Origin of the sequence: Streptomyces ambofaciens ATCC 23877 (genome assembly GCF_001267885.1) — a bacterium.
Lineage (GTDB): Bacteria > Actinomycetota > Actinomycetes > Streptomycetales > Streptomycetaceae > Streptomyces > Streptomyces ambofaciens.
In genome coordinates, this window is record NZ_CP012382.1 from 3,625,217 (window position 1) to 3,651,206 (window position 25,990).

General features: G+C 71.6%; 23 protein-coding genes and 1 riboswitch. Of the genes, 10 read left to right on the forward strand and 13 right to left on the reverse strand.

The annotated features are described in order from the left end of the window. Positions 1-118: 118 nt before the first annotated feature. The 4 genes from groL to thrC all read right to left on the reverse strand — a co-directional run bounded on the left by groL (position 119) and on the right by thrC (position 4,333). Complete coding sequence (gene groL / locus SAM23877_RS16075; RefSeq protein ID WP_053133035.1) at positions 119-1,744, reverse strand: chaperonin GroEL; 1,626 nt, start codon at positions 1,742-1,744, stop codon at positions 119-121. Between the two features lie 373 nt (positions 1,745-2,117). Continuing rightward, on the reverse strand, positions 2,118-2,321 hold the full coding sequence (locus SAM23877_RS16080; RefSeq protein ID WP_004929928.1) for a cold-shock protein: 204 nt from the start codon (positions 2,319-2,321) through the stop codon (positions 2,118-2,120). Positions 2,322-2,759: 438 nt separating this feature from the next. Further along, positions 2,760-3,035: a MoaD/ThiS family protein gene (locus SAM23877_RS16085; RefSeq protein WP_053133038.1), complete on the reverse strand. Its 276-nt coding sequence runs from the start codon at positions 3,033-3,035 to the stop codon at positions 2,760-2,762. Next, complete coding sequence (gene thrC / locus SAM23877_RS16090; protein ID WP_053133041.1) at positions 3,032-4,333, reverse strand: threonine synthase; 1,302 nt, start codon at positions 4,331-4,333, stop codon at positions 3,032-3,034. The genes SAM23877_RS16085 and thrC overlap by 4 nt, the downstream gene beginning before the upstream one ends. 17 nt (positions 4,334-4,350) lie before the next feature. After that, positions 4,351-4,498, reverse strand: a riboswitch (SAM riboswitch). A gap of 138 nt (positions 4,499-4,636) precedes the next feature. Here thrC and SAM23877_RS16095 point away from each other — a divergent pair. Together SAM23877_RS16095 and SAM23877_RS16100 are read left to right on the forward strand one after the other, a co-directional pair. Further along, on the forward strand, positions 4,637-5,581 hold the full coding sequence (locus SAM23877_RS16095) for a glucosyl-3-phosphoglycerate synthase (RefSeq protein WP_053133044.1): 945 nt from the start codon (positions 4,637-4,639) through the stop codon (positions 5,579-5,581). Between the two features lie 74 nt (positions 5,582-5,655). Next, positions 5,656-7,044: an alpha,alpha-trehalose-phosphate synthase (UDP-forming) gene (locus SAM23877_RS16100; RefSeq protein WP_053133049.1), complete on the forward strand. Its 1,389-nt coding sequence runs from the start codon at positions 5,656-5,658 to the stop codon at positions 7,042-7,044. Positions 7,045-7,159: 115 nt separating this feature from the next. Here SAM23877_RS16100 and SAM23877_RS16105 read toward each other — a convergent pair whose 3' ends face one another. The 4 genes from SAM23877_RS16105 to SAM23877_RS16125 all read right to left on the reverse strand — a co-directional run bounded on the left by SAM23877_RS16105 (position 7,160) and on the right by SAM23877_RS16125 (position 12,845). Then, positions 7,160-9,823 carry a KGGVGR-motif variant AAA ATPase gene (locus SAM23877_RS16105; protein ID WP_244902951.1) on the reverse strand — a complete coding sequence of 888 codons (2,664 nt, stop codon included), beginning with the start codon at positions 9,821-9,823 and terminating at the stop codon, positions 7,160-7,162. A gap of 560 nt (positions 9,824-10,383) precedes the next feature. Beyond that, positions 10,384-11,250 carry a trehalose-phosphatase gene (gene otsB, locus SAM23877_RS16115; RefSeq protein WP_053133059.1) on the reverse strand — a complete coding sequence of 289 codons (867 nt, stop codon included), beginning with the start codon at positions 11,248-11,250 and terminating at the stop codon, positions 10,384-10,386. Between the two features lie 60 nt (positions 11,251-11,310). Further along, complete coding sequence (locus SAM23877_RS16120; protein WP_053133062.1) at positions 11,311-11,544, reverse strand: DUF3263 domain-containing protein; 234 nt, start codon at positions 11,542-11,544, stop codon at positions 11,311-11,313. Positions 11,545-11,579: 35 nt separating this feature from the next. Further along, positions 11,580-12,845, reverse strand: a complete 1,266-nt coding sequence (locus SAM23877_RS16125) for an ABC transporter substrate-binding protein (RefSeq protein WP_079030239.1) — start codon at positions 12,843-12,845, stop codon at positions 11,580-11,582. A 132-nt stretch (positions 12,846-12,977) separates the two neighbouring features. Between SAM23877_RS16125 and SAM23877_RS16130 the strand changes: the two genes are divergently transcribed. From SAM23877_RS16130 to SAM23877_RS16140, 3 genes are all read left to right on the forward strand, one after another. Then, a complete protein-coding gene (locus tag SAM23877_RS16130; RefSeq protein ID WP_079030240.1) occupies positions 12,978-13,949 on the forward strand; it encodes an ROK family protein in 972 nt (323 codons plus the stop codon). Further along, entirely contained in the window at positions 13,949-15,094 is a 1,146-nt protein-coding gene (gene nagA / locus SAM23877_RS16135) for an N-acetylglucosamine-6-phosphate deacetylase (RefSeq protein ID WP_053133068.1), read from the forward strand. Before SAM23877_RS16130 ends, nagA begins: the two co-directional genes overlap by 1 nt. Before the next feature lie 134 nt (positions 15,095-15,228). Further along, positions 15,229-16,161, forward strand: a complete 933-nt coding sequence (locus SAM23877_RS16140; RefSeq protein WP_053133071.1) for a 1-phosphofructokinase family hexose kinase — start codon at positions 15,229-15,231, stop codon at positions 16,159-16,161. Between the two features lie 36 nt (positions 16,162-16,197). Here the strand turns inward: SAM23877_RS16140 and SAM23877_RS16145 are convergent, their stop codons facing one another. Both SAM23877_RS16145 and cdgB read right to left on the reverse strand, forming a co-directional pair. Next, positions 16,198-17,157: a carbohydrate-binding protein gene (locus SAM23877_RS16145; RefSeq protein WP_053133075.1), complete on the reverse strand. Its 960-nt coding sequence runs from the start codon at positions 17,155-17,157 to the stop codon at positions 16,198-16,200. 118 nt (positions 17,158-17,275) lie between these two features. Then, positions 17,276-18,940, reverse strand: coding sequence for a diguanylate cyclase CdgB (gene cdgB / locus SAM23877_RS16150; protein ID WP_053133077.1), 1,665 nt, complete (start codon positions 18,938-18,940; stop codon positions 17,276-17,278). A 336-nt stretch (positions 18,941-19,276) separates the two neighbouring features. Here cdgB and SAM23877_RS16155 point away from each other — a divergent pair, with 336 nt between their 5' ends. Then, positions 19,277-19,885 (forward strand): flavin reductase family protein, encoded by a 609-nt coding sequence (locus SAM23877_RS16155; protein WP_079030241.1) that lies wholly within the window; start codon positions 19,277-19,279, stop codon positions 19,883-19,885. Positions 19,886-19,932: 47 nt separating this feature from the next. Continuing rightward, a complete protein-coding gene (locus SAM23877_RS16160; protein WP_053133083.1) occupies positions 19,933-20,403 on the forward strand; it encodes a GNAT family N-acetyltransferase in 471 nt (156 codons plus the stop codon). Positions 20,404-20,424: 21 nt separating this feature from the next. On the opposite strand, the gene arfB is transcribed toward SAM23877_RS16160, so the two are convergent. After that, complete coding sequence (arfB, locus tag SAM23877_RS16165) at positions 20,425-20,862, reverse strand: alternative ribosome rescue aminoacyl-tRNA hydrolase ArfB (RefSeq protein WP_053133085.1); 438 nt, start codon at positions 20,860-20,862, stop codon at positions 20,425-20,427. A gap of 160 nt (positions 20,863-21,022) precedes the next feature. On the opposite strand from arfB, the gene SAM23877_RS16170 reads away from it, so the two are divergent. Further along, positions 21,023-21,598 (forward strand): TerD family protein, encoded by a 576-nt coding sequence (locus SAM23877_RS16170; RefSeq protein WP_053133088.1) that lies wholly within the window; start codon positions 21,023-21,025, stop codon positions 21,596-21,598. 90 nt (positions 21,599-21,688) lie between these two features. Here SAM23877_RS16170 and SAM23877_RS16175 read toward each other — a convergent pair whose 3' ends face one another. Next, positions 21,689-22,348: a response regulator gene (locus SAM23877_RS16175; RefSeq protein WP_053133092.1), complete on the reverse strand. Its 660-nt coding sequence runs from the start codon at positions 22,346-22,348 to the stop codon at positions 21,689-21,691. Then, entirely contained in the window at positions 22,345-23,571 is a 1,227-nt protein-coding gene (locus tag SAM23877_RS16180; protein ID WP_053133095.1) for a sensor histidine kinase, read from the reverse strand. Before SAM23877_RS16180 ends, SAM23877_RS16175 begins: the two co-directional genes overlap by 4 nt. A 307-nt stretch (positions 23,572-23,878) precedes the next feature. On the opposite strand from SAM23877_RS16180, the gene SAM23877_RS16185 reads away from it, so the two are divergent. Next, entirely contained in the window at positions 23,879-24,445 is a 567-nt protein-coding gene (locus tag SAM23877_RS16185; RefSeq protein WP_053133097.1) for a GlcG/HbpS family heme-binding protein, read from the forward strand. A 113-nt stretch (positions 24,446-24,558) separates the two neighbouring features. Next, on the forward strand, positions 24,559-25,962 hold the full coding sequence (locus SAM23877_RS16190; RefSeq protein ID WP_053133100.1) for a M1 family metallopeptidase: 1,404 nt from the start codon (positions 24,559-24,561) through the stop codon (positions 25,960-25,962). Positions 25,963-25,990 lie beyond the last annotated feature (28 nt).

The window sequence follows — 25,990 nt, forward strand, 5'->3', positions numbered from 1 at the left end:
CGTCGGGCCGACGGCGCGGAAGGAGCCGGGGACGCACCCGGGAAACGCCCGAGGGCGGCACTCCCCTGTCGGGGAGTGCCGCCCTCGGTCCGTAGGACGGTTGATCGACCGGAGCCGATCAGAAGTCCATGTCACCGCCCGGCATGCCGCCCGGGGCGCCGCCCGCGGCGGCCTTCTCCGGCTTGTCGGCGATGACGGCCTCGGTGGTGAGGAACAGCGCGGCGATGGAGGCGGCGTTCTGCAGGGCAGAGCGGGTCACCTTCGCCGGGTCGATGATGCCCTCGGCGATCATGTCGACGTACTCACCGGTCGCGGCGTTCAGGCCGTGGCCGACGGTGAGGTTGCGGACCTTCTCCACGACGACGCCGCCCTCGAGACCACCGTTGACGGCGATCTGCTTGAGCGGGGCCTCCAGGGCGAGCTTCACGGCGTTGGCGCCGGTCGCCTCGTCACCCGTCAGCTCCAGCTTCTCGAAGACCTGGGAGGCCTGGAGCAGGGCCACGCCACCACCGGCGACGATGCCCTCCTCGACGGCCGCCTTCGCGTTGCGAACGGCGTCCTCGATGCGGTGCTTGCGCTCCTTGAGCTCGACCTCGGTGGCGGCACCGGCCTTGATGACGGCCACGCCGCCGGCCAGCTTCGCCAGGCGCTCCTGGAGCTTCTCGCGGTCGTAGTCCGAGTCGCTGTTCTCGATCTCGGCGCGGATCTGGTTGACGCGGCCGTTGACCTGGTCGGTCGAGCCGGCGCCGTCGACGATGGTGGTCTCGTCCTTGGTGATGACGACCTTGCGGGCGCGGCCCAGGAGGTCCAGGGTCGCGTTCTCCAGCTTGAGGCCGACCTCCTCGGAGATGACCTCGCCGCCCGTGAGGATGGCGATGTCGCCGAGCATGGCCTTGCGGCGGTCGCCGAAGCCCGGGGCCTTGACGGCGACGGACTTGAAGGTGCCGCGGATCTTGTTGACGACCAGGGTCGACAGGGCCTCGCCCTCGACGTCCTCGGCGATGATCAGCAGCGGCTTGCCCGACTGCATGACCTTCTCCAGGAGCGGCAGCAGGTCCTTGACGTTGCCGATCTTGGAGTTGGCGATCAGGATGTACGGGTCGTCGAGCGACGCCTCCATACGCTCCATGTCGGTGGCGAAGTACGCCGAGATGTAGCCCTTGTCGAAGCGCATACCCTCGGTGAGCTCCAGCTCCAGACCGAAGGTCTGGGACTCCTCGACGGTGATGACGCCTTCCTTGCCGACCTTGTCCATGGCCTCGGCGATGAGCTCGCCGATCTGGGTGTCGGCGGCGGAGATGGAGGCCGTGGAGGCGATCTGCTCCTTGGTCTCGACGTCCTTCGCCTGCTCCAGCAGGGCGGCGGAGACGGCCTCGACGGCCTTCTCGATGCCGCGCTTCAGGGCCATCGGGTTGGCGCCGGCCGCGACGTTGCGCAGGCCTTCCTTGACCAGGGCCTGGGCGAGAACGGTCGCGGTGGTCGTACCGTCACCGGCGACGTCGTCCGTCTTCTTGGCGACTTCCTTGACCAGCTCGGCGCCGATCTTCTCGTACGGGTCCTCGAGCTCGATCTCCTTGGCGATGGAGACACCATCGTTGGTGATCGTGGGGGCGCCCCACTTCTTCTCGAGGACGACGTTGCGGCCCTTGGGGCCGAGCGTCACCTTGACGGCGTCCGCGAGCTGGTTCATGCCGCGCTCGAGGCCGCGCCGTGCCTCCTCGTCGAACGCGATGATCTTGGCCATGTGAAGTGGTCCCTCCAGGACTGGGGGTGATTCCTTCGGACCGCGCCCGCGCCCGCGACGGACGGCTCGCCGGCCTCGTGGTTCCTTCCCCACCCGGCCTGCGGGCCTCACCGACCCGGTCCTTCGTTGTCACTCTCACCTTCAGAGTGCTAACGCCAATGATTAGCACTCGCCCCCATCGAGTGCAAGCGCCTTCGGGGGATCGGCCCGGCGGCTCAGCCGCCCGCGAACACCGTTTCGGCCCCCGCGCGGGCGGCTCGCGGACCGACCGCGAACCGGCCGCGGACAGCCCACGGACAGCCCGAAGGGCCCGCACCTCCGGGGAGGTGCGGGCCCTTGGAGAAGAACCGTTCGCTTTCGGTGGCCGGACGTCTCAGGCGCTGAGGCGAACCATGTCGGCCTGCGGGCCCTTCTGACCCTGCGAGATCTCGAACTCGACCCGCTGGCCTTCTTCGAGGGTGCGGTAGCCGTCCATCTGAATCGCGCTGTAGTGGACGAAAACATCCGCACCACCGTCGACCGCGATGAAGCCGTACCCCTTCTCCGCGTTGAACCACTTGACGGTGCCCTGAGCCATGCCTAACTCCCCTATTACTGGCCCTTGCACAGATCCGCACTTCGCGGACCCGGGTCAGACCTCGCCCCCCACGACTGGGGGCGTGCGCCGGAACGCGTCGACCGCGGCTGAATGTATCTGTCCAACTGCCGTCTGCAACAGGTCAATCGGACGAGAAATCTGGACGCACCCGGTCCGGAATGTGGCGAGAATTCGCCTGAATTCGGGTCAAGTCGGGGCACACAAAGGGAACAAAAGCCGCGAAATACGCCCACACTTTGGCTACATCTTGTCGGGCGCTGGGCAGGAATTCGAGATTCCCGATCTTTCGATCGGGAGCGCGTTCCCCAACTCTACCGCGCTCAATCCCATGGAATTGCCCCCTCCGCTTCTCTCACGGAGGGGGCAATTCGATGAACTCTGCGTTACGTCAATTACCGATGGTAACGGTGGGGCGGGTCAGCCGCCGGCGACCGCGGGGATGATCGAGACGCCCGCGCCGTCCGGGGTGGCGGTCTCCAGGCCCTGCTCGAAGCGGACGTCGTCGTCGTTGACGTACACGTTGACGAAGCGGCGCAGCTTGCCCTGGTCGTCCAGGACGCGGGCGGCGATGCCGGTGTGGTTCTTCTCCAGGTCGGCGATGACCTCACCGAGGTTCGCACCGTCGGCGGCGACCTCGGCCTTTCCACCGGTGTAGGTGCGCAGGATGGTGGGGATGCGAACGGTCACGCTCATGCGAGGCCAGCCTCTCGGAAGGAGTCCAGGTTCGGGCGGATGGTGGTGGTGAGTCCGGTGCCGGCCACCGCGTCCAGCGTCTTCAGACCGTCGCCCGTGTTGAGGACGACGGTGGTGAGCGTCGGGTCCAGGACGCCGTCCTCGATCAGCTTCCTGGTGACGCCGACCGTCACGCCGCCCGCCGTCTCGGCGAAGATGCCCTCGGTGCGGGCGAGCAGCTTGATGGCGTCGACGACCTGCTCGTCCGTCACGTCCTCCACGGCGCCGCCGGTGCGGCGCGCGATGTCGAGGACGTAGGGGCCGTCGGCCGGGTTGCCGATCGCGAGGGACTTGGCGATGGTGTCCGGCTTCTGCGGGCGCACGACGTCGTGGCCGGCCTTGTAGGCGGTGGACACCGGCGAGCAGCCGGCGGCCTGGGCGCCGAAGATCTTGTACGGCCGGTCCTCGACGAGACCGAGCCTGATCAGCTCCTGGAGCCCCTTGTCGATCTTCGTGAGCTGGGAGCCGGAGGCGATGGGCACCACGAGCTGGTCGGGCAGCCGCCAGCCGAGCTGCTCGCAGATCTCGTACGCCAGCGTCTTGGAGCCCTCGGCGTAGTACGGCCGCAGGTTGACGTTGACGAAGCCCCAGCCCTCGCCGGCCGGGTCGCCGATCAGCTCGGAGCAGAAGCGGTTCACGTCGTCGTAGTTGCCCTCGATGCCGACGAGCTCTCCGCCGTAGACGGCGGCCATGACGACCTTGCCCTGCTCCAGGTCGTGCGGGATGAACACGCAGGAACGGAAGCCGGCGCGGGCGGCGGCGGCGCCGACGGCACCCGCGAGGTTGCCGGTGGAGGAGCAGGAGAGGGTGGTGAAGCCGAAGGCGCGGGCGGCCTCGATGGCCTGCGCGACGACGCGGTCCTTGAAGGAGTGCGTCGGGTTGCCGGAGTCGTCCTTGACGTAGAGACCGCCGGTGACGCCGAGCTCGCGGGCGAGGTTGTCGGCCTTGACGAGCTTGGTCCAGCCCGGGTTGATGTTCGGCTTGTCGGCCACGTCGGCGGGGACGGGCAGCAGCGGGGCGTAACGCCAGATGTTCGCGGGTCCCGCCTCGATCCGCTTCCGCAGCTCCTCGGTGTCGTAGGCCGAGAAGTCGTAGGCGATCTCCAGCGGGCCGAAACACTCCTCGCAGGCGAAGACCGGGCCGAGCGGCACGCGGTGACCGCACTCGCGGCAGGAGAGCGCCGCGGCGGGGCCCAGGTCGACGGAGCCGGCGGGAGCGGCGGAGGGGGTGGTGGTGCTTTCGGCGGTCTGCACAGCCATGGAGGCGAGGCCCTTTCTCCTCATCTTCCTCACGACGCATCTCGCCGTGAGACGGATTTGGCACCTTCCCTAGCCGGGAGCCTCGCCACGTCTGCGTGACAAGAACCGGCTGGAGGGTTGCCGGGGCTTCAACGGGCCGTATCCCTCTGCCCCTCTGGATGAGCGGTATTCGATTGTTGTGCGGTGCGCGCGGCGACCCCGGCATGCGGTGGCCCCACGCGTTGTTCAAGACTGTAACCGAAGGCCAGGGCGGTTGAGACAGTCGTCCGTACCGCGAGATGGATCACAGAGGAGCCACCGACCGTGCTGGAAGAAGTCGAGCGCTGGCTGGGCGCACGCTCCTGGTCCGTGACGGACCGGCCCCTCCAGCAGCTCCTGACGGCCAAGCACGCCACCGGCCAGACGGTGAGCGTGGTGCTCCCCGCCCTGGACGAGGAGGCGACGGTCGGCGACATCGTCACGGTGATCCGGCGGGAGCTGATGGGGCGCGACCCGCTCGTCGACGAGGTCGTGGTGGTGGACTCCGGGTCGAGCGACCGCACGTCGGCGGTGGCCGCGGCGGCGGGCGCCCGGGTCGTGCACCGCGACGCGATCCTCCCCCGCATCCCGGCCGTCCCCGGCAAGGGCGAGGTGCTGTGGCGCTCGCTGCTGGTCACCGGCGGCGACATCGTCTGCTTCGTCGACGCCGACCTGCGGGAGTTCTCGGCCGACTTCGTCTCCGGGATCGTGGGCCCGCTGCTCACCGACCCGGACGTGCACCTCGTCAAGGCCATGTACGACCGTCCGCTCGGCGCCGCTCCCGGGCAGGGCGGCCGGGTCACCGAGCTGATGGCCCGCCCGCTGCTCAACCTGCACTGGCCGCGGCTGGCCGGCTTCGTCCAGCCGCTGGGCGGCGAGTACGCGGCCCGCCGCTCGCTGCTCGAACGGCTGCCCTTCCCCGTCGGGTACGGCGTCGAGCTGGGCATGCTGGTCGACGCCCTGCACCTGGTGGGTCTGGACGGCCTGGCCCAGGTCGACGTCGGGGTCCGCAGGCACCGGCACCAGGACGGCCAGGCCCTGGGCCGGATGTCCGCCGCGATCTACCGCACCGCCCAGCTCCGGCTGGCCCGCGGCCACCTGGTCCGCCCGGCCATCACCCAGTTCGAGCGGGGCGCCGCCGGTTTCGAGCCGCGCACGTACGCCGTGGACACGGAGGAACGCCCCCCGATGACGGAGATCGCGGAGTACGCGGCCCGGAGGGTGGCGTGAATCTCGGCCGGACCCGCGCGGATGTGCCGGCGGGCCACGTTTGAGGGTTCGGGGGCCGGGCTAGGTTGAGGCGTATGGCTTCAACCTTCGGTGCTGCTCAGGTGCTGGTCGCCTCCAATCGGGGGCCCGTCTCGTACGAGGTGCGGGAGGACGGTTCGCTGCACGCCAAACGCGGTGGTGGCGGGCTGGTCTCGGGACTGTCGGCCATCGGGCCCGACGCGGGGGCGCTGTGGGTGTGCTCCGCGCTGAGCGACGGCGACCGCGAGGCGGTGCGGCGCGGGGTGGGCGAGGACGGCGTGCGGATGCTGGACGTGCCGGCCGACGTGCACGCGGACGCGTACAACGGGATCGCCAACTCCGTGCTGTGGTTCGTGCACCACATGCTCTACCAGACCCCCCTGGAGCCGGTCTTCGACGCGGAGTTCCGGCGGCAGTGGGCCTCCTACGAGGCGTACAACCGGGCCTTCGCCGAGGCGCTGGCCGAGGAGGCCGCCGAAGGGGCGGTCGCGATCGTGCAGGACTACCACCTGACGCTGGTGCCGGGGATGCTCCGCGAGCTCCGTCCCGACCTGCGCATCGGCCACTTCTCGCACACGCCGTGGGCGCCGGTGGACTACTTCCGGATGCTGCCGGACGACATCGCCGAGCAGGTGCTGCGCGGCATGCTGGGCGCCGACCGGCTCGGGTTCCTCACCCGGCGCTGGGCCGACGCGTTCACCGCGTGCTGCGACGCGCTGGTGGGCGGGACCGGCGGGACCGAGATCGGCGTGCACGGGCTCGGCGCGGACGCGGACTTCCTGCGGAAGCGGTCGCACGAGGCCGACGTGGACGAGCGGATGGCCGCGCTGCGGGCGGAGATCGGCGAGGGACGCCGGACCATCGTGCGGGTGGACCGGACCGAGCTGTCCAAGAACATCGTGCGGGGGCTGCTGGCCTACCGCCAGCTGCTCACCGACCGGCCCGAGTGGCGCGAGCGGGTCGTGCACGTGGCGTTCGCCTACCCGTCGCGGCAGGACCTCGCCGTGTACCGGGACTACACCGCCGAGGTGCAGCGGGTGGCGGAGTCGATCAACGTGGAGTTCGGGACGCCGGGGTGGACGCCGGTCGTGCTGCACGTGAAGGACGACTTCGCGCGGTCGCTGGCGGCGTACCGGCTGGCCGACGTGGCCCTCGTCAACCCCATCAGGGACGGCATGAACCTCGTCGCGAAGGAGGTGCCCGTCGTCTCCGACGAGGGGTGCGTGCTGGTGCTGTCGCGCGAGGCGGGGGCCTACGAGGAGCTGGGCGAGGACGCGCTGGTGGTGAACCCGTACGACGTGTCGGGGACGGCTCGGGCGCTGCACGAGGCGTTGTCGGTCGGTGCCGGCGAGCGGGCGGAGCGGTCGAAGCGGCTGGCCGCGGCGGGAACGGCGCTGCCTCCGGCCCGGTGGTTCCTGGAGCAGCTGGACGCGCTGAAGGAGTAGCGGGGACAGGGATGCGCGGACCTCGCGCACGCGGCTGTCCCTCGGTCGCGGAACGGGTGTGCGACGTGCCTGCCGGTGAGGTGACCGACCTCACCGGCAGGCACGTCGTCCCTCTTCACCTCCGCACTACGCGGGCACGCCCCTGAGTTCTGAACCCGAGGGCATGGCGATAGATCTCAGGCAACCGGTATCGGCCGTCGGCATCTCGCGCCAGTGCACCGGCTTCCAGCAGCACAGCCAGGTCGTTGGCTTCCAGACCGACGTCTTCGGCGCTGAAGGGCATCAGCACTTCGGGGGCGTACTGCCCCAGGCCCAGCAGCAGGTCCCCGAGCCGCTTGTTCTCCTGACCGATCTCTCTGACCTTCTCCGAACTGCACTGCGCAAGCGCGTTGCGCATGGCTGTGGGAACGAGCAGTCTGTCCGTCTGTTCGTCCCCGGCGGACAGTTCCGCCGCTTCGCGCAGGAAGCGAACCACGTCGCGGGCCTGGACCTGATCATTGAAATCGGCAAGAGCTGCGGGTACCCAGCGTTCGGACCAGGCCTCGTGAGAGGCATCGGATCCGAGCTTCGCCCCCCAGACCGGGCGCAACGCCTGAGCGATGTCCTCATACGACAGTTCCATCAGCTCACGGTCGGGGCTCGATACGGCCTCAGCCGTCACCGCCACCCAGAGTGCGAGTCGGAGCGCTTCCTGCGCGTCCCACCGCAGGGCGTACGCCTCGTATCGATCCAGGAACTGCCCGAGGTTCTGCCGGATCGCCCACGAAGCCAAGTCACGACGGACGAAAACCACCACTCCCAGTGGACGACCACGCAGTGAACGGAGCCAATCGGGTACCTCGATGAGCAGGGTGCGCAGTGCAACTCGTTTCGCCTCCCCTTCGAGCTCCTGCAGGAAGTCCTCCAGGCCGTCGAAGACGAAGAGCAGCTTCTGGTCATGCCCGAGCCGCAGAAGCTCCTGCTCGGCATCGAAGTCCGCATGCAGGGCGGCATCGCTGCCACCGGCAACCGCCATGCATTGAAGCCAGACATTGAGCCAGGCATAGGAGTCCAAGCTGTTATCGCCGGATCGCAGTGCCTCGTTGAGGATCCTGAGAATCTGCGTACGCGTTGCTCCTTGGCCTCGCGCTGCCCGGTCACGCAGGTCTTGAGGCCCGGTTCGCCCGTCGCCCGCCGGTTGCTGATCAAGGTTGGCCGGATCGAGGACCGGGACCACCAGGGCGTCGTCGAGGACGTGAGTCCCCGCCTTCTCGGCGAAGGCGGACCAGCTCCCCGCAGCACACATTCTGGCGAAGGTGAAGGTTTTACCCGCCCCCTTGGCGCCGACGACCACCGTCACGGGCAACGAGCTGCGGTGATCACCGATCAGCCGACGCAGTGGTTCGGTCGACAGGAAGCCCAGCGCACCGTCCAGACCTGTCCGTTCAGCGAACACCAGGGCGGCTGCGCGCCCGTGCAGCGCGCTCCTACGCTCCTCCACACCAGCAGGTCCCTCAGCCGCTGCGTCCAAGGACTGACCCGGTTGGGGCTGCGGTGCCAGCTCGGCGACCCTTTCCCCCAGACCGCACCGGTGGACGACGTCGATGACCTCGTCCCAGTTGCGAGGCAATGCCAGCAACTCGTCCCGGAAGGGGCTGAGCAACGCCACCGTCACCGCCCGAGTGTCGACGGCGAGTTCCGGTTCGTCCTCATCGCCTTCCGTCACGCCCAGCATCTGATTCAGAGCCTGTTCGAGCATGGCCACGGCGGTCTCTGCCTCAGCATCGTGGACATCCAGACGGTACTGCGTCACCACAGCCGCCGGAGCGGGATCTCCGCCCAGCAGAGCGGGGGCCTTGGCGCCCAACTGCCGGATCATGCGGACCGTGCCGTCCAAGGACTGGCTGCTCAGCGTCGTGACGAAAACCCGCTGCACACGCGGGTCCAGAAGCACAGGAGCGGACAGTTCGGACGCGCCGGCGCGTAGATCGATGATCACCACATCAAAACCGGCTGTGTGCGCTACTTCGGCCAGCGACTCGGTGAGGAAGTAGCCCGGTCGATCGGAGGTCAGCAGGTCGACGGGCTCGATCCGAGGCGGTCCGAGGCGAGGTCGCCGGGTAGCCGGGAGGATCGCCAGCCGGCCGTCGCCGGTACCCCCCACGACGAATTGTCCTGCGAGGTACTCCTGGACGATGCCCGCGATCGAAGTCACGTCTGCACCGGTCGTGCCGTGCAAGAGGGCCAGCACGTCCTCATATGCGATGTCGCACGTTCCGCCCTGAGCCTGGTGCATCCAGGTGATACCCGGAGCCTCCAGATCACCGTCGATCAGCAGTACTCGGTTCCCCGAACGTGCCAGCTGATCGGCGAGAGCGACGGCATGGACGGTTCGCCCCACTCCCCCCTTGAAGGAATGGAAAGCGATGATCTGGATGTCTCCCGCGAACGTGTCGGACTGCGGGCGCGCGAGGGCACATGCCAAGTCAGCTGTAGTCCTGCGCTCCGCGAGACGCGGCACTCGACGCTCAGAGGCTCTGCCTTCGACCTTGTTCAGCACCACGGGAATGCCCTCGGTGCCGAGCCCGCTGGGCCGGTCCAACGCGAGCACCGGTTCTTCAAGGGCACCCGTCACCGAGCCAGTGCCGAACGCGCGGTCCAGCCACTTGCGCACGTCGTCGACAGACGTGGCCGGTTCGACGGTCAGCAGCAGTTGGTCCCACCACGCGTCTGCCTCTGACAACCAGCTGGGCCAAAGGCCGGAAGCGGCCAGATGGGCGAGGTGCTCATCGACGTCCACCCAGGTGAACAGACGTCCGGGTACTACTCGGCTGCGGTCACCAGCTACCACGCGGGTCCCTGCTTCAGCGTTCGTTGCGTCATTCACTTCCGTGACTCCGAGACCAGGAAACGTAGCGCTTCCACCGCATGCTTCTCACCATCCGACTCCAGGTCCGCACCGTACCGCCATGCCTCGTGCAGCGCTTGGGACTCGACAGGCTGAGCGGTTCGCCCGTTGGCCGACGTCCGAGCGCACCCTTTCAGCGCCTCCTGCGCCTGCGGCGACAACCGCAGCTCACGAGCAAGGGCCCGCAGATCATGCGTACGAAGAGTCACTGGGAGCTGGGACGTGTCCCGCAGCCCTCGACGCCGCATGACCTCTGCCTTGAGACCGCACTCGGCGCTGTAGAACAACAGGAGTCCGCCTGTGGCCTGGTCTCCCCCACCCGCTACTGCGTCCGCCCCACGCTCCAATCGATCCCTGCTGCGCTCCAACTGCCTCACCCCTACGTCGACCATGTGGGTGATGTTATGGGCGCACCGCACGACTTTGCGTACGAACGTGTCGCTGCGTCAGCGCTACATCCTTGCCGCCAGCAGCCCAAGGAGAGCGACCACCCCCGCCGGGCCGTCGACCACCACGTCCGCCCGTTTCCTGAGGTCGGGGACCTCGTCGCTGCCGCTGCACACCAGCAGGCCCGGGGTGCCCTCCGCCCGGAGGGCGTCGACGGCCGCGAAGGCGGGGAGGTCGCCGAGGTCGTCGCCGGCGTAGACGACGGTCTCGGCGCCGACGTCCCGGGCGTACGCCCGCAGCGCGGCGCCCTTGTCCATGCCGGGCGGGCGCAGCTCCAGGACCATGCGGCCCGGCTCGACGATCAGGCCGTGGCGGGCGGCCAGGCCGGTGAGCGGGGCGCGCAGGGCGTCGAAGGCCGCCTGCGGGTCGGGGGCGCGGCGGGTGTGGACGGCGACGGCGTGGCCCTTCTCCTCGATCCAGGTGCCCTGCTCGGCGCCGGACCGCTCCAGCAGTCCCGGCAGCTCGGCGCGGACGGCGGCGACGCCGGGGTGCGGTGGTGGTGCGGCGAGGGTGCCGGTGGCGGCGTCCCAGCGCTCGGCGCCGTAGTGGCCGAGGACGACGAGGTGCTCCAGGCCGGGGGCGTTGGCGAAGCCGCCGTGGCGCACGGCGACCTCGGCCGGGCGGCCGGTGATCACCGCGACGGCGGCGACCTTGGGCGCGAGGGCCGCGAGCGCCGGCAGGGCGTCCGGGTGGGCGCGGGCCCGGTCGGGGTCGGGCACGATCGGTGCGAGGGTGCCGTCGAAGTCGAGCGCGACCACCGCGCGGCCGGGGCGGGCGAGCAGGGCGTCGAGCCCCGCACGTCCGGCCTCCGTCGCGGGCGTCGGCAGGTGGTCGGGGGAGTCGTCTCGGGGGGTTTCCTGGTGGCTGCCCATACCGCGAACCTATCCCGCGGACACCGACCGCACGCCTGGCCGGCGCGGCCGGTCCGGTGTCTACCGCTCCGTGCGGCGGGTCTCGCGCACCCGGCGCAGGCGGTTGACCGTCACCGGGTCGGCGGCCAGGGCGCGGGGGTCGTCCAGGAGGGCGTTGAGGAGCTGGTAGTAGCGGACCGGGGCCAGGCCCAGTTCCTCGCGGATCGCGCGCTCCTTCGCGCCGGGGCCGGGAAAACCGCGGCGTTCCAGCGCGAGGATGCTCCGCTCCCTGTGTCCGAGCTGTCCCAGGTCCATGTACGGCACCGTAGCGCCCGCCACCGACAGGGCCGCTACTCCGCGCTGCCCGCCCGCATCGCCGTCGCCTGGATCTGGCCGAGCACCTCCGAGGGGCTGCCGCCGGGGGCGACCGCCTGGCCGATGAGCTTCTTGACGTCCGCGCTGACCGAGGCCCAGGAGGTCTTGCCGACCGGGTAGAGCTCGGAGAGCAGCAGCTCGTCCAGGAACGGGCGGAGGGCCTTGTCCTCCGCCGCGGAGCTCATCACCTGGGACGCGGAGGTGGTCACCGGCAGCAGGTCGTAGCGGCGGGAGAAGTCGAGGACGTTCTCGTCGCTGTAGACGAAGTCGAGGAAGTCGCCGATCTCCTCCTGGTGGCCGCCCGCCTTGAAGGCGGTCATCCAGTCGGTGACACCGAGCGTGTTCCGGCTCTCGCCCTCGGCGCCGGGGGTGGTCACCATGCCGTACTTCACGCCCTTGTCGGACGCCGCCTTCATCAGCGAGGGGTGCCCGTTGAGCATGCCGACCTCGCCGTTCGCGAAGGCGGCGAAGGCGGCGGCGCGGTTGAGCTCGCCGGGGGCGACCGGGCCGGTGAGGCCCTTGCCGACCAGTTCGTCCCGGAGCCAGGTGAAGGTGGTGACGTTCTGCGGCGAGTCGACGGCGTAGGTGCCGACGTCGTCGGTGTAGCCGCCACCGCCGCTGAGCATCCACTGCATGGTCTCGGCCTGCGCCTCCTCCGCGCCCAGCGGCAGCGCGTACGGGTACTTCACGCCCTCCGCGTCGAGCGCCTCGGCGGCGTCCGCGAGGTCGTCCCAGCTCTTGGGGGGCGTGATGCCGGCCTTGTCGAAGAGGGTCTTGTTGTAGAAGAGCACGCGCGTGGAGGCGGCGAAGGGCAGCCCGTACTGGACGCCGTTGACCTGGCCCGCGCCGGCGAGCTGGGAGACGAAGTCGGCCTGTACCGGGATGGAGAGCACGTCGTCGGCCCGGTAGAGCAGGTCCTTGTCCGCGTAGTCGGAGTAGGCGCCGATCTGCGCCATGTCGGGCGCGTCGCCGGCGTCGACCATCTCGCGGACCTCGCGGTCGACGTCGTTCCAGGAGTGGACGGTGACGTCCACGTTCACGTCGGGGTGCTTGGCCTCGTAGGCCTTGGCGAGCTCGTCCCAGTACTCCTGGGAGCTGTTGGCCTTGCTGTCGCCGTAGTCGGCGGCGACCAGCCTCAGCGTCACCTCGCCGGAGTCGCCGGTGAGCCCGCAGCCGCCGAGGACCGCCGTCATGCCCAGTGCGGACACCACCGCGATCGTTCCTGTCCTACGCCGCTGCACCCTGATTCCCCAACCCTGCCGGCGTTCGCCGTTCACGCGCACGCGCTTGTTCGCTTGTCCGTTTAACGGATTAAGGTCTACACCACGACAGTGGACTAGACCTCTCCCGGGTCGACGGGCCACACTGTCCCCGTGAGACATGTCATCGCCCTCGACGTGGGCGGCACCGGGATGAAGGCCGCCCTCGCGGGACCGGGGGGCGAGCTGCTCCACGAGGCCCGCCGGGCCACCGGCCGCGACCGCGGGCCCGAAGCGGTGATCGCCGGCATCCTGGACTTCGCCGCCGAGCTGCGCGCGCACGGCGCCGACCGGTTCGGCGAGCCGGCCGTCGCGGCGGGGGTCGCCGTCCCCGGCATCGTCGACGAGGAGCACGGCACCGCCGTCTACGCGGCCAACCTGGGCTGGCGCGACGTCCCCCTGCGGGCGCTGCTCGGCGAACGGCTCGGCGGCATCCCGGTCGCCCTCGGCCACGACGTGCGCACCGGCGGGCTCGCCGAGGGCCGGATCGGGGCCGGGCAGGGCGCCGACCGCTTCCTGTTCGTGCCGCTGGGCACCGGCATCGCGGGCGCCATCGGTATCGACGGCCGGGTCGAGTCGGGCGCCCACGGCTTCGCCGGCGAGATCGGCCACGTCGTCGTACGCCCCGGCGGCACCCCGTGCCCGTGCGGGCAGCGCGGCTGCCTGGAACGGTTCGCGTCCGCGTCGGCCGTCAGCCAGGCGTGGGCCCGGGCCTGCGGTGACCCGGGCGCGGACGCCGCCGACTGCGCCAAGGCCGTCGACTCGGGGGACGCCCGCGCGCTCGCCGTGTGGCAGGACGCCGTGGACGCGCTCGCCGACGGGCTGGTCACCGCGCTCACTCTGCTGGACCCGCGCGTCCTGATCATCGGTGGCGGTCTCGCCGAGGCGGGGGAAACCTTGTTCACACCGCTGCGAGAGGCCGTGGGGCGGCGCGTCACCTTCCAGAAGCTGCCGGAGATCGTCCCCGCCGCGCTCGGGGACACCGCCGGCTGCCTGGGTGCCGGGCTGATGGCCTGGGACCTGCTCGGCACCGACCCGAACGGCACCACCCCGACGACCGCGACTCCCCCGGAGGTAACCACCTGATGGCCCCCAGCACAGTTCTCGCCGGTGCCCGGGTGGTGCTGCCCTCCGGCACCGCGGACGACGGCCGCGTGATCGTCGACGGCACCCGGATCGCCGGCACCGCCTCCCCCGACGCCGAGGTCGTCGACCTGTCGGGCCACTGGGTGGTCCCCGGCTTCGTCGACCTGCACAACCACGGCGGCGGCGGCGCCTCCTTCGCCGGCGGCGACGCCGAGGACGTCCTCAAGGGCGTCGAGACCCACCGCCGGCACGGCACCACCACGGTGGTCGCCTCCGCCGTCACCGGCGACCTGGACTTCCTCGCCCGGCACGCCGGGATGCTCGCCGAGCTGGCCCAGCAGGGCGACATCGCCGGCATCCACTTCGAGGGGCCGTTCATCTCCCCGTGCCGCAAGGGAGCGCACGACGAGCAGCTGCTGCGCGACCCCGACCCGGCCGAGGTCCGCAAGCTGGTCGACGCCGCGCACGGACACGCCAAGATGGTGACGCTGGCCACCGAGCTGCCGGGCGGCCTGGACTCCGTGCGGCTGCTGGCCGAGCACGGGGTGATCGCCGCGGTCGGGCACACCGACGCGACGTACGAGCAGACGCTCCAGGCCATCGACGCGGGCGCCACGGTCGCCACGCACCTGTTCAACGCGATGCCGCCGCTCGGCCACCGCGCCCCCGGCCCGATCACGGCGCTGCTGGAGGACGAGCGGATCACCGTCGAGCTGATCAACGACGGCACCCACCTGCACCCGGCCGCGCTCCAGCTGGCCTTCCACCACGCGGGCGCCGCCCGGGTCGCCTTCATCACCGACGCGATGGACGCGGCCGGCTTCGGCGACGGCCGCTACCTGCTCGGCCCGATGGAGGTCGAGGTCTCGGACGGCGTGGCCCGGCTGGTGGAGGGCGGCTCGATCGCGGGCTCCACGCTCACCCTGGACCGCGCCTTCAAGCGGGCGGTGACGGTGGACCGGCTGCCCGTCGAGGACGTCGTCGCGGCGATCTCCGCCAACCCGGCGCGGCTGCTCGGCATGGCCGACCGGATCGGCTCCCTGGAGCCCGGCAAGGACGCCGACCTGGTGGTCCTGGACGCCGACTTCGACCTGGTGGGCGTGATGCGCCGCGGCGCATGGGTGGTCGATCCCCAACTGGGCTGATCCGTCCCGTGGTCGGCGGCCGGCGGCCGACCCCGGGGCTGGGCCCGCCGCCGTCCTTTTGGCATGATCGTGTCCCCCGGAGCGCCGCTCCCGGGGACACGCCAGCCGCAGACGATCGGGGGAGGCCGGCCCGGGTGATCCTCACCGTGACGCTGAACACCGCTCTCGACATCACCTACCGCGTCCAGGGCCTGCGGCCGCACGCCTCCCACCGGGTCACCGCCGTGACGGAGCGCCCCGGCGGCAAGGGCCTGAACGTGGCCAGGGTGCTGGCGGCCCTCGGCCACGAGGTGACGGTCACCGGCTTCGCGGGCGGCGGCACCGGGGACGTCGTACGCGAGGCACTCACCGGCGTGCCGGGAGTGGTGGACGCGCTCGTGCCGGTCGCGGGGGCGACCCGGCGCACCATCGCCGTCGTCGACGACCGCACCGGCGACACCACCCAGCTCAACGAACCGGGCCCGGCCGTCGCACCCGCCGAGTGGAACGCCTTCCAGGAGGCGTACGAGGGACTGGTCGCCGCCGCCTCCGCCGTCGCGCTGTGCGGCAGCCTGCCCCCGGGCGTCCCGGTGGGCGCCTACGCCGGACTGGTGCGCACCGCCCGTGCGGCGGGCGTGCCGGTGCTGCTGGACACCAGCGGGGAGCCGCTGCGGCGGGGGGTCGCCGCCCGCCCGGACCTGATCAAGCCGAACGCCGACGAGCTGGCCGAGCTGACCGGCTCGCACGAGCCGCTGCGCGCCACACAGGCGGCCCGGCGCCGCGGCGCCCGGTCCGTGGTCGCCTCGCTGGGCGCGGAGGGGCTGCTCGCGGTGACGCCGGAGGGCCGCTGGCGCGCCGCCCCGCCCGCGCACGTCCGCGGCAATCCGACCGGCGCGGGCGACTCGGCGGTGGCGGGCCTGCTCTCCGGCCTGGTCGAGCACCTGCCCTGGCCGGACCGCCTGACCCGCGCGGTCGCCCTGTCCGCGGCGACGGTACGGGCACCGGCGGCGGGCGAGTTCGACCGCGGGGCGTACGAGGAGCTGCTCGGGCGCGGGGTCGCGGTGACGGCGGAGGCGGGCGCGGCGTGACGCCCCCGGGGCCGCCGGGGCGGGCCCCTGGTCGCCCTAGTCCTTGACCTGGCCCTTCTTCAGAGAGAACTGGTCCAGCAGGACGTTGCACTTGTCGCCGTCGGCGCAGGACAGCGAGATGGTGTTGGTGCCCTTGTTCAGGGTGGGCCAGGCGTAGGTCTTGGTCCACCCCTTGGCGAAGTCGCCGTCCTTGGCTCCGGTGAAGTTGCCCAGGTTCAGCTTGCTGCCGAACTCCTTGCCGTTGACCGTCAGGGTCATCGACTGGTCCTCGCCGGCCGCGCTGTAGCCCGCGAAGAGGGTGTAGAGGCCGTCCTCCGGGATGCCGTCCACGGTCCAGGTGACCGAGGAACCCGGCTGGTTGAGGTTGGCCACGTACACGCCGCCGTCGGACCGGGCGCCCTCGATGTCCGAGGCCAGGGACACCCCGGGCGACAGCCGCAGGGCCTTGGCGTCGATCGCCGGGAGGTCCACCTCGTCCTCGGCGCCGTCGCTGGACGACGGGCTCGGGTCGGTGGTCTGGGACTGGGTGGGGGCGGTGCCGCCGCCGGCCTCGTCGCCGCCCTTGTCGTCCTCCGAGCCGCTGCTGGTCATGGCCACGGCGATGCCGATGACGACCGCGGCGACGACCGCGACCGCGCCGATCAGCAGGCCCTTGGTGTTGGGGCCCCGGCGTCCGCCGCCCCCGCCGTGCGTCGACTGCTGCGGGGCGGTGGGGGCACCGCCGCCGGGGAAGGTCTCCGGTGCGGCGTAGTGCGCGTTCGGCCGGCCGTACGTGCCCTGCTGCGGGGCGGCCTGGCCGTAGGCGGCGGTCTGGGCGGCCTGGCCCTGCGGTGCCCCGTACTGCCGTGCGCCGACGGGACGCACCCGGTTGACGGAGTTCGGGTAGCCGTAGCCACCGGAGGGCGGCTGGGCTCCGTTGGCCTGCCCGTCGGCGTAGAGGTAGCCGAAGGGGTCGTCGTCCTCGGGCGTGCTCGCGCCGTTGTTGCCGGGCGTCATCCCTTGGTCTCCTAACCAGATGCGGTGCGTGTGCGGTATGGGTGTGAGAGGGCGAGCCTACCCGCTCCGGCTGACCCAAACGGGTGACTCAGACCGCCTCAGCGCCCTGACCTGGGGATCATCCGGCTCGACGGTGCTGTTTGGGACGAGATCGTTTCTCGACGTACATCCGTTCGTCAGCTGACTTCAGCACCTCGTCCGCCGTCATGCCGCAGTGCGCCCATCCGATGCCGAAACTGGCACCCACGCGCACGGCCCGCCCCTCGGCCCGGATCGGCTGGATGATCTCGTTGCGCAGCCGTACGGCGAGGTCCTGGGCGTCGGCGAGACCGAGACCGTTGGCGAGGATCACGAACTCGTCGCCGCCGAGCCGGGCCACGGTGTCGCCGTCGCGGACGCCGCCGCTGAGCCGGCGGGCCACCTCGATGAGCACGGTGTCACCGGCGTTGTGCCCGAAGCGGTCGTTGATCGACTTGAAGCCGTCCAGGTCGCAGAAGAGGACCGCGAGCCCCTTGGTGCCGTCGTCCCGGCCGTCCGTGGGGGCGACGGCGTGCACATGGTGGTCGTAGGCGCCGTAGGGCTCGGCCATGGCGCCGAAGTCGAAGGTGTGGCCGCCGGAGTCGGTCACGGCGGGGTGGCCGTAGGCCGCGTCCATGGCGTCGGCCACGGCCACGTGCGAGGACTGCGGGCGCCGGCACAGCCGGGCGGAGAGGCGGGAGCGCAGCTCGGCGGAGTTCGGCAGGCCGGTGAGGGAGTCGTGGGAGGCGCGGTGGGCGAGCTGGAGCTCGCGGCGCTTGCGCTCTTCTATGTCCTCGACGTGGGTGAGCAGGAAGCGCGGCCCGTCGGCGGCGTCGGCGACGACGCTGTTGCGCAGGGAGACCCAGACGTAGGTGCCGTCGCGGCGGCCCAGGCGCAGCTCGGCCCGGCCGCCCTCGGCGGAGGTCCGCAGCAGGGTGCCGATGTCCTCGGGGTGGACGAGGTCGGAGAAGGCGTAGCGGCGCATCGCGGAGGCGGGGCGGCCCAGCAGGCGGCAGAGCGCGTCGTTGGTCCTGAGGATGCGGCCGTGCTGGTCGCCGCCCATCTCGGCGATGGCCATGCCGGAGGGGGCGTACTCGAAGGCCTGCCGGAAGCTCTCCTCGCTGGCCCTGAGGGCCTGCTGGTCGCGCTCCAGGCGGACCAGGGCGCGCTGCATGTTGGAGCGGAGCCGGGCGTTGCTGATCGCGATGGCGGCCTGGAACGCGTACATCTGCAAAGCCTCGCGGCCCCAGGCGCCGGGACGGCGGCCGTTGCGCGGCCGGTCCACGGACAGGACGCCGATCAGCTCGCCGCTGTTGCCGCCGCCCTGCGGGCCGGGCGCGTACATCGGGGCGAAGAGGCGGTCCGAGGGGTGCCACTCGTCCTCGAAGCGGGGGGCGGGACCGTCGGTGTACCACTGCGGGACGTCGTCGTCGTCGAGGATCCAGCCCTCGGTGTGGGGTATGAAGATCAGGTCGCCCCACTGCTCGCCCATGTTGAGGCGCCGGTCCCAGGACTCGCGGGAGCCCGCCCGGCCGGTGATCAGCGCCTCGGCGGCCTGGTTGCCGGAGAAGGCGGCGACGACGAGGTCACCGTCGGGACGGACCAGGTTGACGCACGCCAGCTCGTACCCGAGGGCCTGGACGACGCCGTCGGCGACGGCCTGCAGGGTGTCCGCCAGGCTGCGGGCCTTGTTCATGTCGGCCATGACCTGGTGCAGCTGCCGCAGGGACGCAAGGCGGACGTAGGGCTCCGACTCGGTCTCCATGCTCGCCCTCCCCCCGAGACCTCGCAGCGAATCAAGGGTTCTCTTCGGCGCCTTCACTGATGGTGCCCTTGCAGGTTCTCCGCCACTGAATCACAGCGCGCTCCCCACTCGGTACACAGGGTCAACAATTACCGCTCCTTGTGACTCAAGTCACAGCGAAACATGAACAATTGAGTGGGGTTTCTGCGTTTTCCCTGTGCGTTTACTGAACGCAAACTTTGTAGGTATGCGCACGTCGCCTTCCGGAGCCCCGCCGCCCCTCCTTCCGTGGTCCTAGGTCCCGGTTCGGACCGGGGCCCGATGCCGCGCCGACGGCCCGGAGATTAGCGTGACGGGGTGCCGAACACTCCCTCCCTCACGTCCCCCGCGCCCCTCGCGTCCCCCACGTTGCCGCTGCCGTCACCGACCGCCGGGCATGCTGAGGGGGTGAGCAACGACGAGTTCCGTGCCGCCATGTCCCGGCTGGCCTCGGGTGTGGTCCTGGTGACCGCGCAGGAGCCGCCGCTCGACCCCGACGACCCGCAGGCACCGCGCGGCGAGGACGTCGGGATGACGGCCACCGCCTTCATGTCGGTGTCCCTGGACCCGCCGCTGGTCCTGGTCGGTCTGCGCGAGGGCTCCCGCATGGACGACCTGCTCGACGAGCAGCCCCTGTGGGCGGTCTCCGTCCTCTCCGAGAGCCAGCGCCACGTCGCCGGCCGGTTCGCGATGAAGGGCCGCGTCAGCGACCGGCTCCTCTTCGCCGACATCCCCTACCGCCGCGGCGAGGTGAGCGGAGCGCCCCTGGTGGGCGGGGCCCTGGCCACGCTGGAGTGCCGTACCGAGCAGCGGGTGGCGGCCGGGGACCACACCCTGGTGATCGGCCGGGTGCTGACCGCCTCGCTGCCGAGCGCGGACGGGGGGCCGCTGGCGTACTTCAAGGGGCGGTACCGGCAGTTGGGGTGATCGGAAATCCGCTCGTCCGGCGCGCGGCACCCGCCTAGGGTGCGCGCATGACGACCGGCACGCTCCGCCTGGAGAAGATCACGCCCGCGAACATCGACGCCGCCCTGGGCATCCGGGTGCGGCCGGAGCAGGAGTTCGCCGTCTCCCCGGTGGTGAAGTCCCTGGCGGAGGCCTACGCCCACGCCGGCGTCGCCTGGCCGCGGCTGATCGTGGACGGTGACCGCCCCGTCGGCTTCCTCATGGCCTTCCTGGACATCGACTGGTACGAGGACGGCGGCGTCCGGCGGTCCGGGCTGTGGCGGCTGAACATCGCGGCCGGGGAGCAGGGCCGGGGCTACGGCCGCTTCGCCGTGGAGTCGGTGGCCGCGGAGATCCGCCGCCGCGGCGGCAAGGAGTGCTACGTGACCTGGCACACCGGTCCACAGGGCCCCGAGGGTTTCTACCTGGGCCTCGGCTTCAGGCCCAACGGGGAGACCAGCGAGGGGGAGACGGTGGGCGTCCTCGCGCTGGGCCGGTAGCCGCCGGGCTCGCGCCGCCGGCTAGTCCCAGCTCTTCGGGGAGCGGCCCTGCTTGGTCTGGGAGCGCTGCTTCTTCTCCCGCAGCCGGCGCTCGTTGATACCGCGCGGGATGCGGGTCGCTCTGCGCGGCTTGGGCGGGGGTGCGGTGGCCTCGGCGAGGAGGGCGGCCAGCCGGACGGCGGCGGTCTCGCGGTTGCGCCACTGGGAGCGGTGCTCGGAGGCGCGGACGGTGACGACGCCGTCGGTCAGGCGCCCGGCCAGCCGGTCCAGCGCCCGCCGCTTCCACACCTCGGGCAGGGCCTCGGTCCGCGCCAGGTCGAAGCGGAGCTCCACCGCCGTGTCCGTGGTGTTCACGTGCTGCCCGCCGGGCCCCGAGGAGCGCGAGAAACGCCAGACGAGCTCGGCCTCGGGCAGGGAGACGGAGCCGCGGATGACATGGGGTCCGGACATGCCGTCCATGTTCCCGTCCCCGGCTGGTCCACGTCATCCGAATATCCTCGGCTCCGGTCACTCGGTAAAGAAAGTAAAGAGAGCAGGAACCTTGCGCACCCCTCTCGTCGTTCATGGGGGTAGCTGTAGCTTTCTTGCCGTACGTAAACGAGGGAAGGGACTCCCAACAATGGCTGTAAGCCTGTCCAAGGGTGGCAACGTCTCGCTCACCAAGGAGGCTCCGGGCCTGACCGACGTCACCGTGGGCCTCGGCTGGGACGTCCGCACCACCACCGGCACCGACTTCGACCTCGACGCCTCCGCGATCGCGGTCAACACGCAGGGCAAGGTCTACTCCGACGCCCACTTCGTGTTCTTCAACAACAAGCAGACGCCGGACAACACGATCGTCCACACCGGTGACAACCGCACCGGCGAGGGCGCGGGCGACGACGAGGCGATCAACGTCAACCTGGCCGGTCTGCCGGCCGACATCGAGAAGATCGTCTTCCCGGTGTCGATCTACGACGCGGAGAACCGCTCGCAGAACTTCGGCCAGGTGCGCAACGCCTACATCCGCATCGTCAACCAGGCCGGCGGCGCCGAGATCGCCCGCTACGACCTGTCCGAGGACGCGGCCACCGAGACCGCCATGGTCTTCGGCGAGCTGTACCGCAACGGCGCCGAGTGGAAGTTCCGCGCCGTCGGCCAGGGCTACGCCTCGGGCCTGGTGGGCATCGCCCAGGACTTCGGCGTGAACGTCTGACGTCCACCCGCCCGTCCGCTGCGTACGAAGGCCCCCCGGTCGTCCGCCGGGGGGCCTTCGGCGTCCCGGTGGCACGGTGCCGCGGCGGGGTCACGGCAGCAGGCGCCGCTCCTTCGCCACCGCGACCGCGCCCGCCCGGGTGTCGACGCCCAGCTTGTCGTAGACGCGGCGCAGATGGGTCTTCACCGTGGCCTCGCTGATGAACAGGGCTCGGGCGATCTCCCGGTTGCCGAGGCCGGTGGCGAGCTGGGCGAGGATGTCGCGCTCGCGGTCGGTGAGCGAGGGGCGGGGGCTGCGCAGGTTGGCCATGACCCGGCTGGCGACCGGCCCGGACAGGGCCGTGCGGCCCTGCGCGGCGGCGTGGATGGCGGCGAACAGCTCCTCGGGGCGTTCGGCCTTGAGCAGGTACCCGGTCGCACCCGCCTCGATGGCGCGGGTGATGTCGGCGTCGGTGTCGTACGTGGTCAGGACCAGCACGTGCGGTGGTCCGCCCGAGGCGGCCGTGAGGCGGCGGGTGGTCTCCACGCCGTCGATGCCCTCGCCGAGCTGAAGGTCCATCAGCACCACGTCCGGTGCCAGCCGTGCGGCGAGCGCGAGGGCCTCCTCGCCGGTGCCCGCCTCGCCGACCACCTCGATGCCGGGGGCGCTGTCGAGCAGGGCGAGCAGTCCGGCCCGTACGACGACGTGGTCGTCGCAGACCAGGATGCGCACGGGGGCCGGGGCGGGGCCGGGGCGAGCCGGGTCGGTCATCGGGGTGCCTCCTGCGGGTCGGCGGGGTCGGTCCGGGGCGTGTCCAGGGGGACGGCGGCGGACAGGACGGTGCCCTCGCCCGGCGCGGACTCGACCGTGAGCGTGCCGCCGAGCTGACGCAGCCTGGCGTGCATCGCGGGCAGCCCGTGTCCGCGGACCCCGGCGGGGGCGTGGGGCCCCGCGGCCGGGTCGAAGCCGCCCCCGTCGTCGGTGACGTCGAGGACGGCCTGGTCGTCGAGGAGGGTGAGGGTGAGCGCCGCGGTGGACGCGCCCGCGTGTTCCCGGACGTTGGCCAGGGCGCCCTGGGCGATGCGCAGCAGGGCCGACTGGACGCGGTCGGGCAGCGGCGGGACGCGGACACCGCCGTCGACGTGCACGCGGACGGTGAGATGGTCGCCGGACTCCCGTGCGGCCAGGGCCCGCAGCGCCGCCTCCAGGCCGCCGCCGCGGGCGAGGTCGGCCGGAGCGAGGTCGTGGACGAAACGGCGGGCCTCGGCCAGGTTGTGCTCGGCGACGGCGGCGGCGCCCCGCACGTGGGTGCGGGCCTTGGCCGGATCGGACTCCCAGACCCGCTCGGCCGCCTGGAGCAGCATCCGCTGGCTGGACAGCCCCTGGGCGAGGGTGTCGTGGATCTCCATGGACAGCCGCTGGCGTTCGGCGAGGGTGCCCTCGCGCCGCTCGGAGGCGGCGAGTTCGCGGCGGGTGCGGATCAGGTCGTCGATCAGGGCGCGCTGCCGGGCCGTCTGGCGCTCGGTGTGCAGGAACACGGCGGCGGCGATGGCGGCGACGGCGGGCGGCGCGAGCAGCAGGTTCGGGTCGAAGCGCCCGGCGAGCCGGAGCTGGGCGGCCACGACGAACACCGTCAGCACGGTGACCAGCACCAGCGCCGCCCGGGCCGGGAGGGTGCGCAGACCGGTGTAGAAGAGGGGCACCGCGCACCAGGAGAAGCTCGGCGCGAGGACGACCAGCACCATCCAGACCGCGACCACCACGCCCAGCCAGAGCAGACGCCGCCGGGTCGGCCGGGCGCCCGGGCCGCTCAGCGCGGGCCCGAGCAGGTGCAGCACCGCGAGGGCCAGGGACAGGGCGAGGATCCACGGGGTGCGGGGCTCGCCGGGATGGCGCAGCAGGAAGCGGGCCAGCGCACCGCCGAGCAGCAGGAGGAACGCCGCGTGCATGACGGCGCCGAGCCACCGGGTGTCCGGGTCGTACGGCTTGGTCATCCCGCGCCCCTCCTTCCGGGCCTGTCTCCCCCAACGTGCCGTAGGTGACCGCTGAGCTGCGCGAACACTCCCATGGTGCCCCCTGCGGACGGCCCCCGGGTCAACCGATCGGACGACCCCGCCGTCGCCCGTTCCGCCGTCCGGGAGGAACCGGACCGGCGACCGTGCTCCCCCGGCGCGGGGCGGAGGGTGGAGAGCGACGGAAGAGGCGGCCCGAACACCTCGGCCAGGCCCCTCCGTCTCGGCACGGACCGACCGGTTCGGACCACCCGTGGCTCGAACCACCCGACACCAGGAGCAGACCACCATGAAGAAGACGCTCTCGCGACGCGCCCGCATCGCCACCGGCGGCGCCGTCCTCGCCGCCGTCGCGGCCGGCACCTTCGGCACCGTGGCGGCGAACGCCTCCGCGCCGGACGCCGCCCGGGACACCGCCGCGGCCGCCGCCCCCGCCGCGGCCGGCCAGCGCGACACCACCACCTCCACCCACCTGACGATCGACGCCGCGACCGAGGCGGCGCAGGCCGCGCTGAAGGCCGCCGAGAAGGAGGGCCAGCGGATCACGGTCGCGGTCGTCGACCGCAACGGCAACACGATCCTCACCCTGCGCGGCGACGGCGCCGGCCCGCAGTCGTACGAGTCGGCCGAGAGGAAGGCGTTCACCGCGGTCTCCTGGAACGCCCCGACCAGCGAGCTGGAGGGCCGCCTGGAGAACGCGCCGAACCTGAAGGACATCCCGGGCACGCTGTTCCTGGGCGGCGGCGTCCCGGTCACCGCCGGCAAGGCGCCGATCGCCGGTATCGGTGTGGCGGGTGCGCCGTCCGGCGCCCTGGACGAGAAGTTCGCACAGGCGGGCGCGGCGGCACTGAACTGAGGAAGGCGAGGGCCGGCCACCCGGCCGGCGGGCCCGACAGCCGAGCCCGACAACCGAGCCCAACAGCCGGGCCCAACGGGCGTTTCACGTGAAACGCCCCATAGGATCACGACGTGCGCACCACCCGTCTGCTCGTAGCCGCCGCCACCGTCACCGCCCTCGCGGCGTGCAGCGGTGGCGGCTCGGTCGAAGGCACTCCCGGGAGCTCGGGCGTGCGCGACCCCTACTTCCCCAAGGCGGGCAACGGCGGCTACGACATCGGCCACTACGACCTGGCCCTGGCCTACGACCCGGACGCCGGGCACCTCGACGGCACCGCGACGATCACCGCCCGAGCGACCCAGGACCTGTCGGCCTTCAACCTGGACCTCAAGGGCCTGGACGTCGCGGACGTCGCCGTCGAGGGCCGGGCCGCCCGGTTCAACCGGGCCGGTCAGGAGCTGACCGTCCGCCCGGCGGACGAGCTGCGCGACGGGGAGACGTTCCGGGTGACCGTCCGCTACTCCGGTGAGCCCGTGACGGTCACCGACCCCGACGGCTCCGAGGAGGGCTGGCTGACCACCGAGGACGGCGCCGTGGGGCTCGGTCAGCCGACGGGTTCGATGGCCTGGTTCCCGGGCAGCCACCACCCCTCCGACAAGGCCGCCTACGACCTCGCGGTGACCGTGCCGGAGGGCTTCGGGGTGGTCTCCAACGGAGAGTCGACGGACGAGCGGACCCGCGGCGGCCGTACGACGTTCACCTGGCGCACCGCCGAGCCGATGTCGAGCCACGTCGTGACGGTCGCCGTCGGCGACTGGGAGACCGGCCGTTCCACCACCGACGACGGCCTGCCCGTCTACACGGCCGTCGACCCGCGGCAGGCCGACGCGAGCCGCGAGGTGCTGGGACGCATCCCCGAGGTCATGGAGTGGGCCCGGGAGAACTTCGGCCCGTACCCCTTCTCCTCCACCGGCGCGATCGTCGACCGCGTGGAGGACGCCGGATACGCCCTGGAGACCCAGAACCGCCCCTACTTCCCCGGCGCCCCCGACACCGTCCTGCTGGTCCACGAACTCGCCCACCAGTGGTACGGGAACTCCGTCAGCCCGAAGAGCTGGCGGGACATGTGGCTCAGCGAGGGTTTCGCCACCTACGCCGAGTGGCTGTGGGAGGAGGACGAGGGCGGCGACACCGCGCAGGAGACCTTCGACGCGCTCTACGAGGGTTCCTACTACCCCGACGAGGACGCGAACGACTCGATCTGGTCCTTCCCGCCCGCGGGCCCGCCCGACGCCGAGCGCATCTCCGCGAGCCCCGTCTACCAGCGCGGCGCGATGGTGCTGCACAAGATCCGCGAGACGGTCGGCGACGACGCCTTCCTGGACCTGCTGCGGGGCTGGTCCGGCGCCCACCGCCACGGCAACGCGGACACCGCGGACTTCACGGCGTACGTGGAGAAGTCGGCGCCGGACGAGGACTTCACGCAGATCTGGGAGGACTGGCTGTACGGGGACGGCAGGCCCGACAGCCCCTGAGCCGCGGGACGCCTCCTCCGTCGGCCGC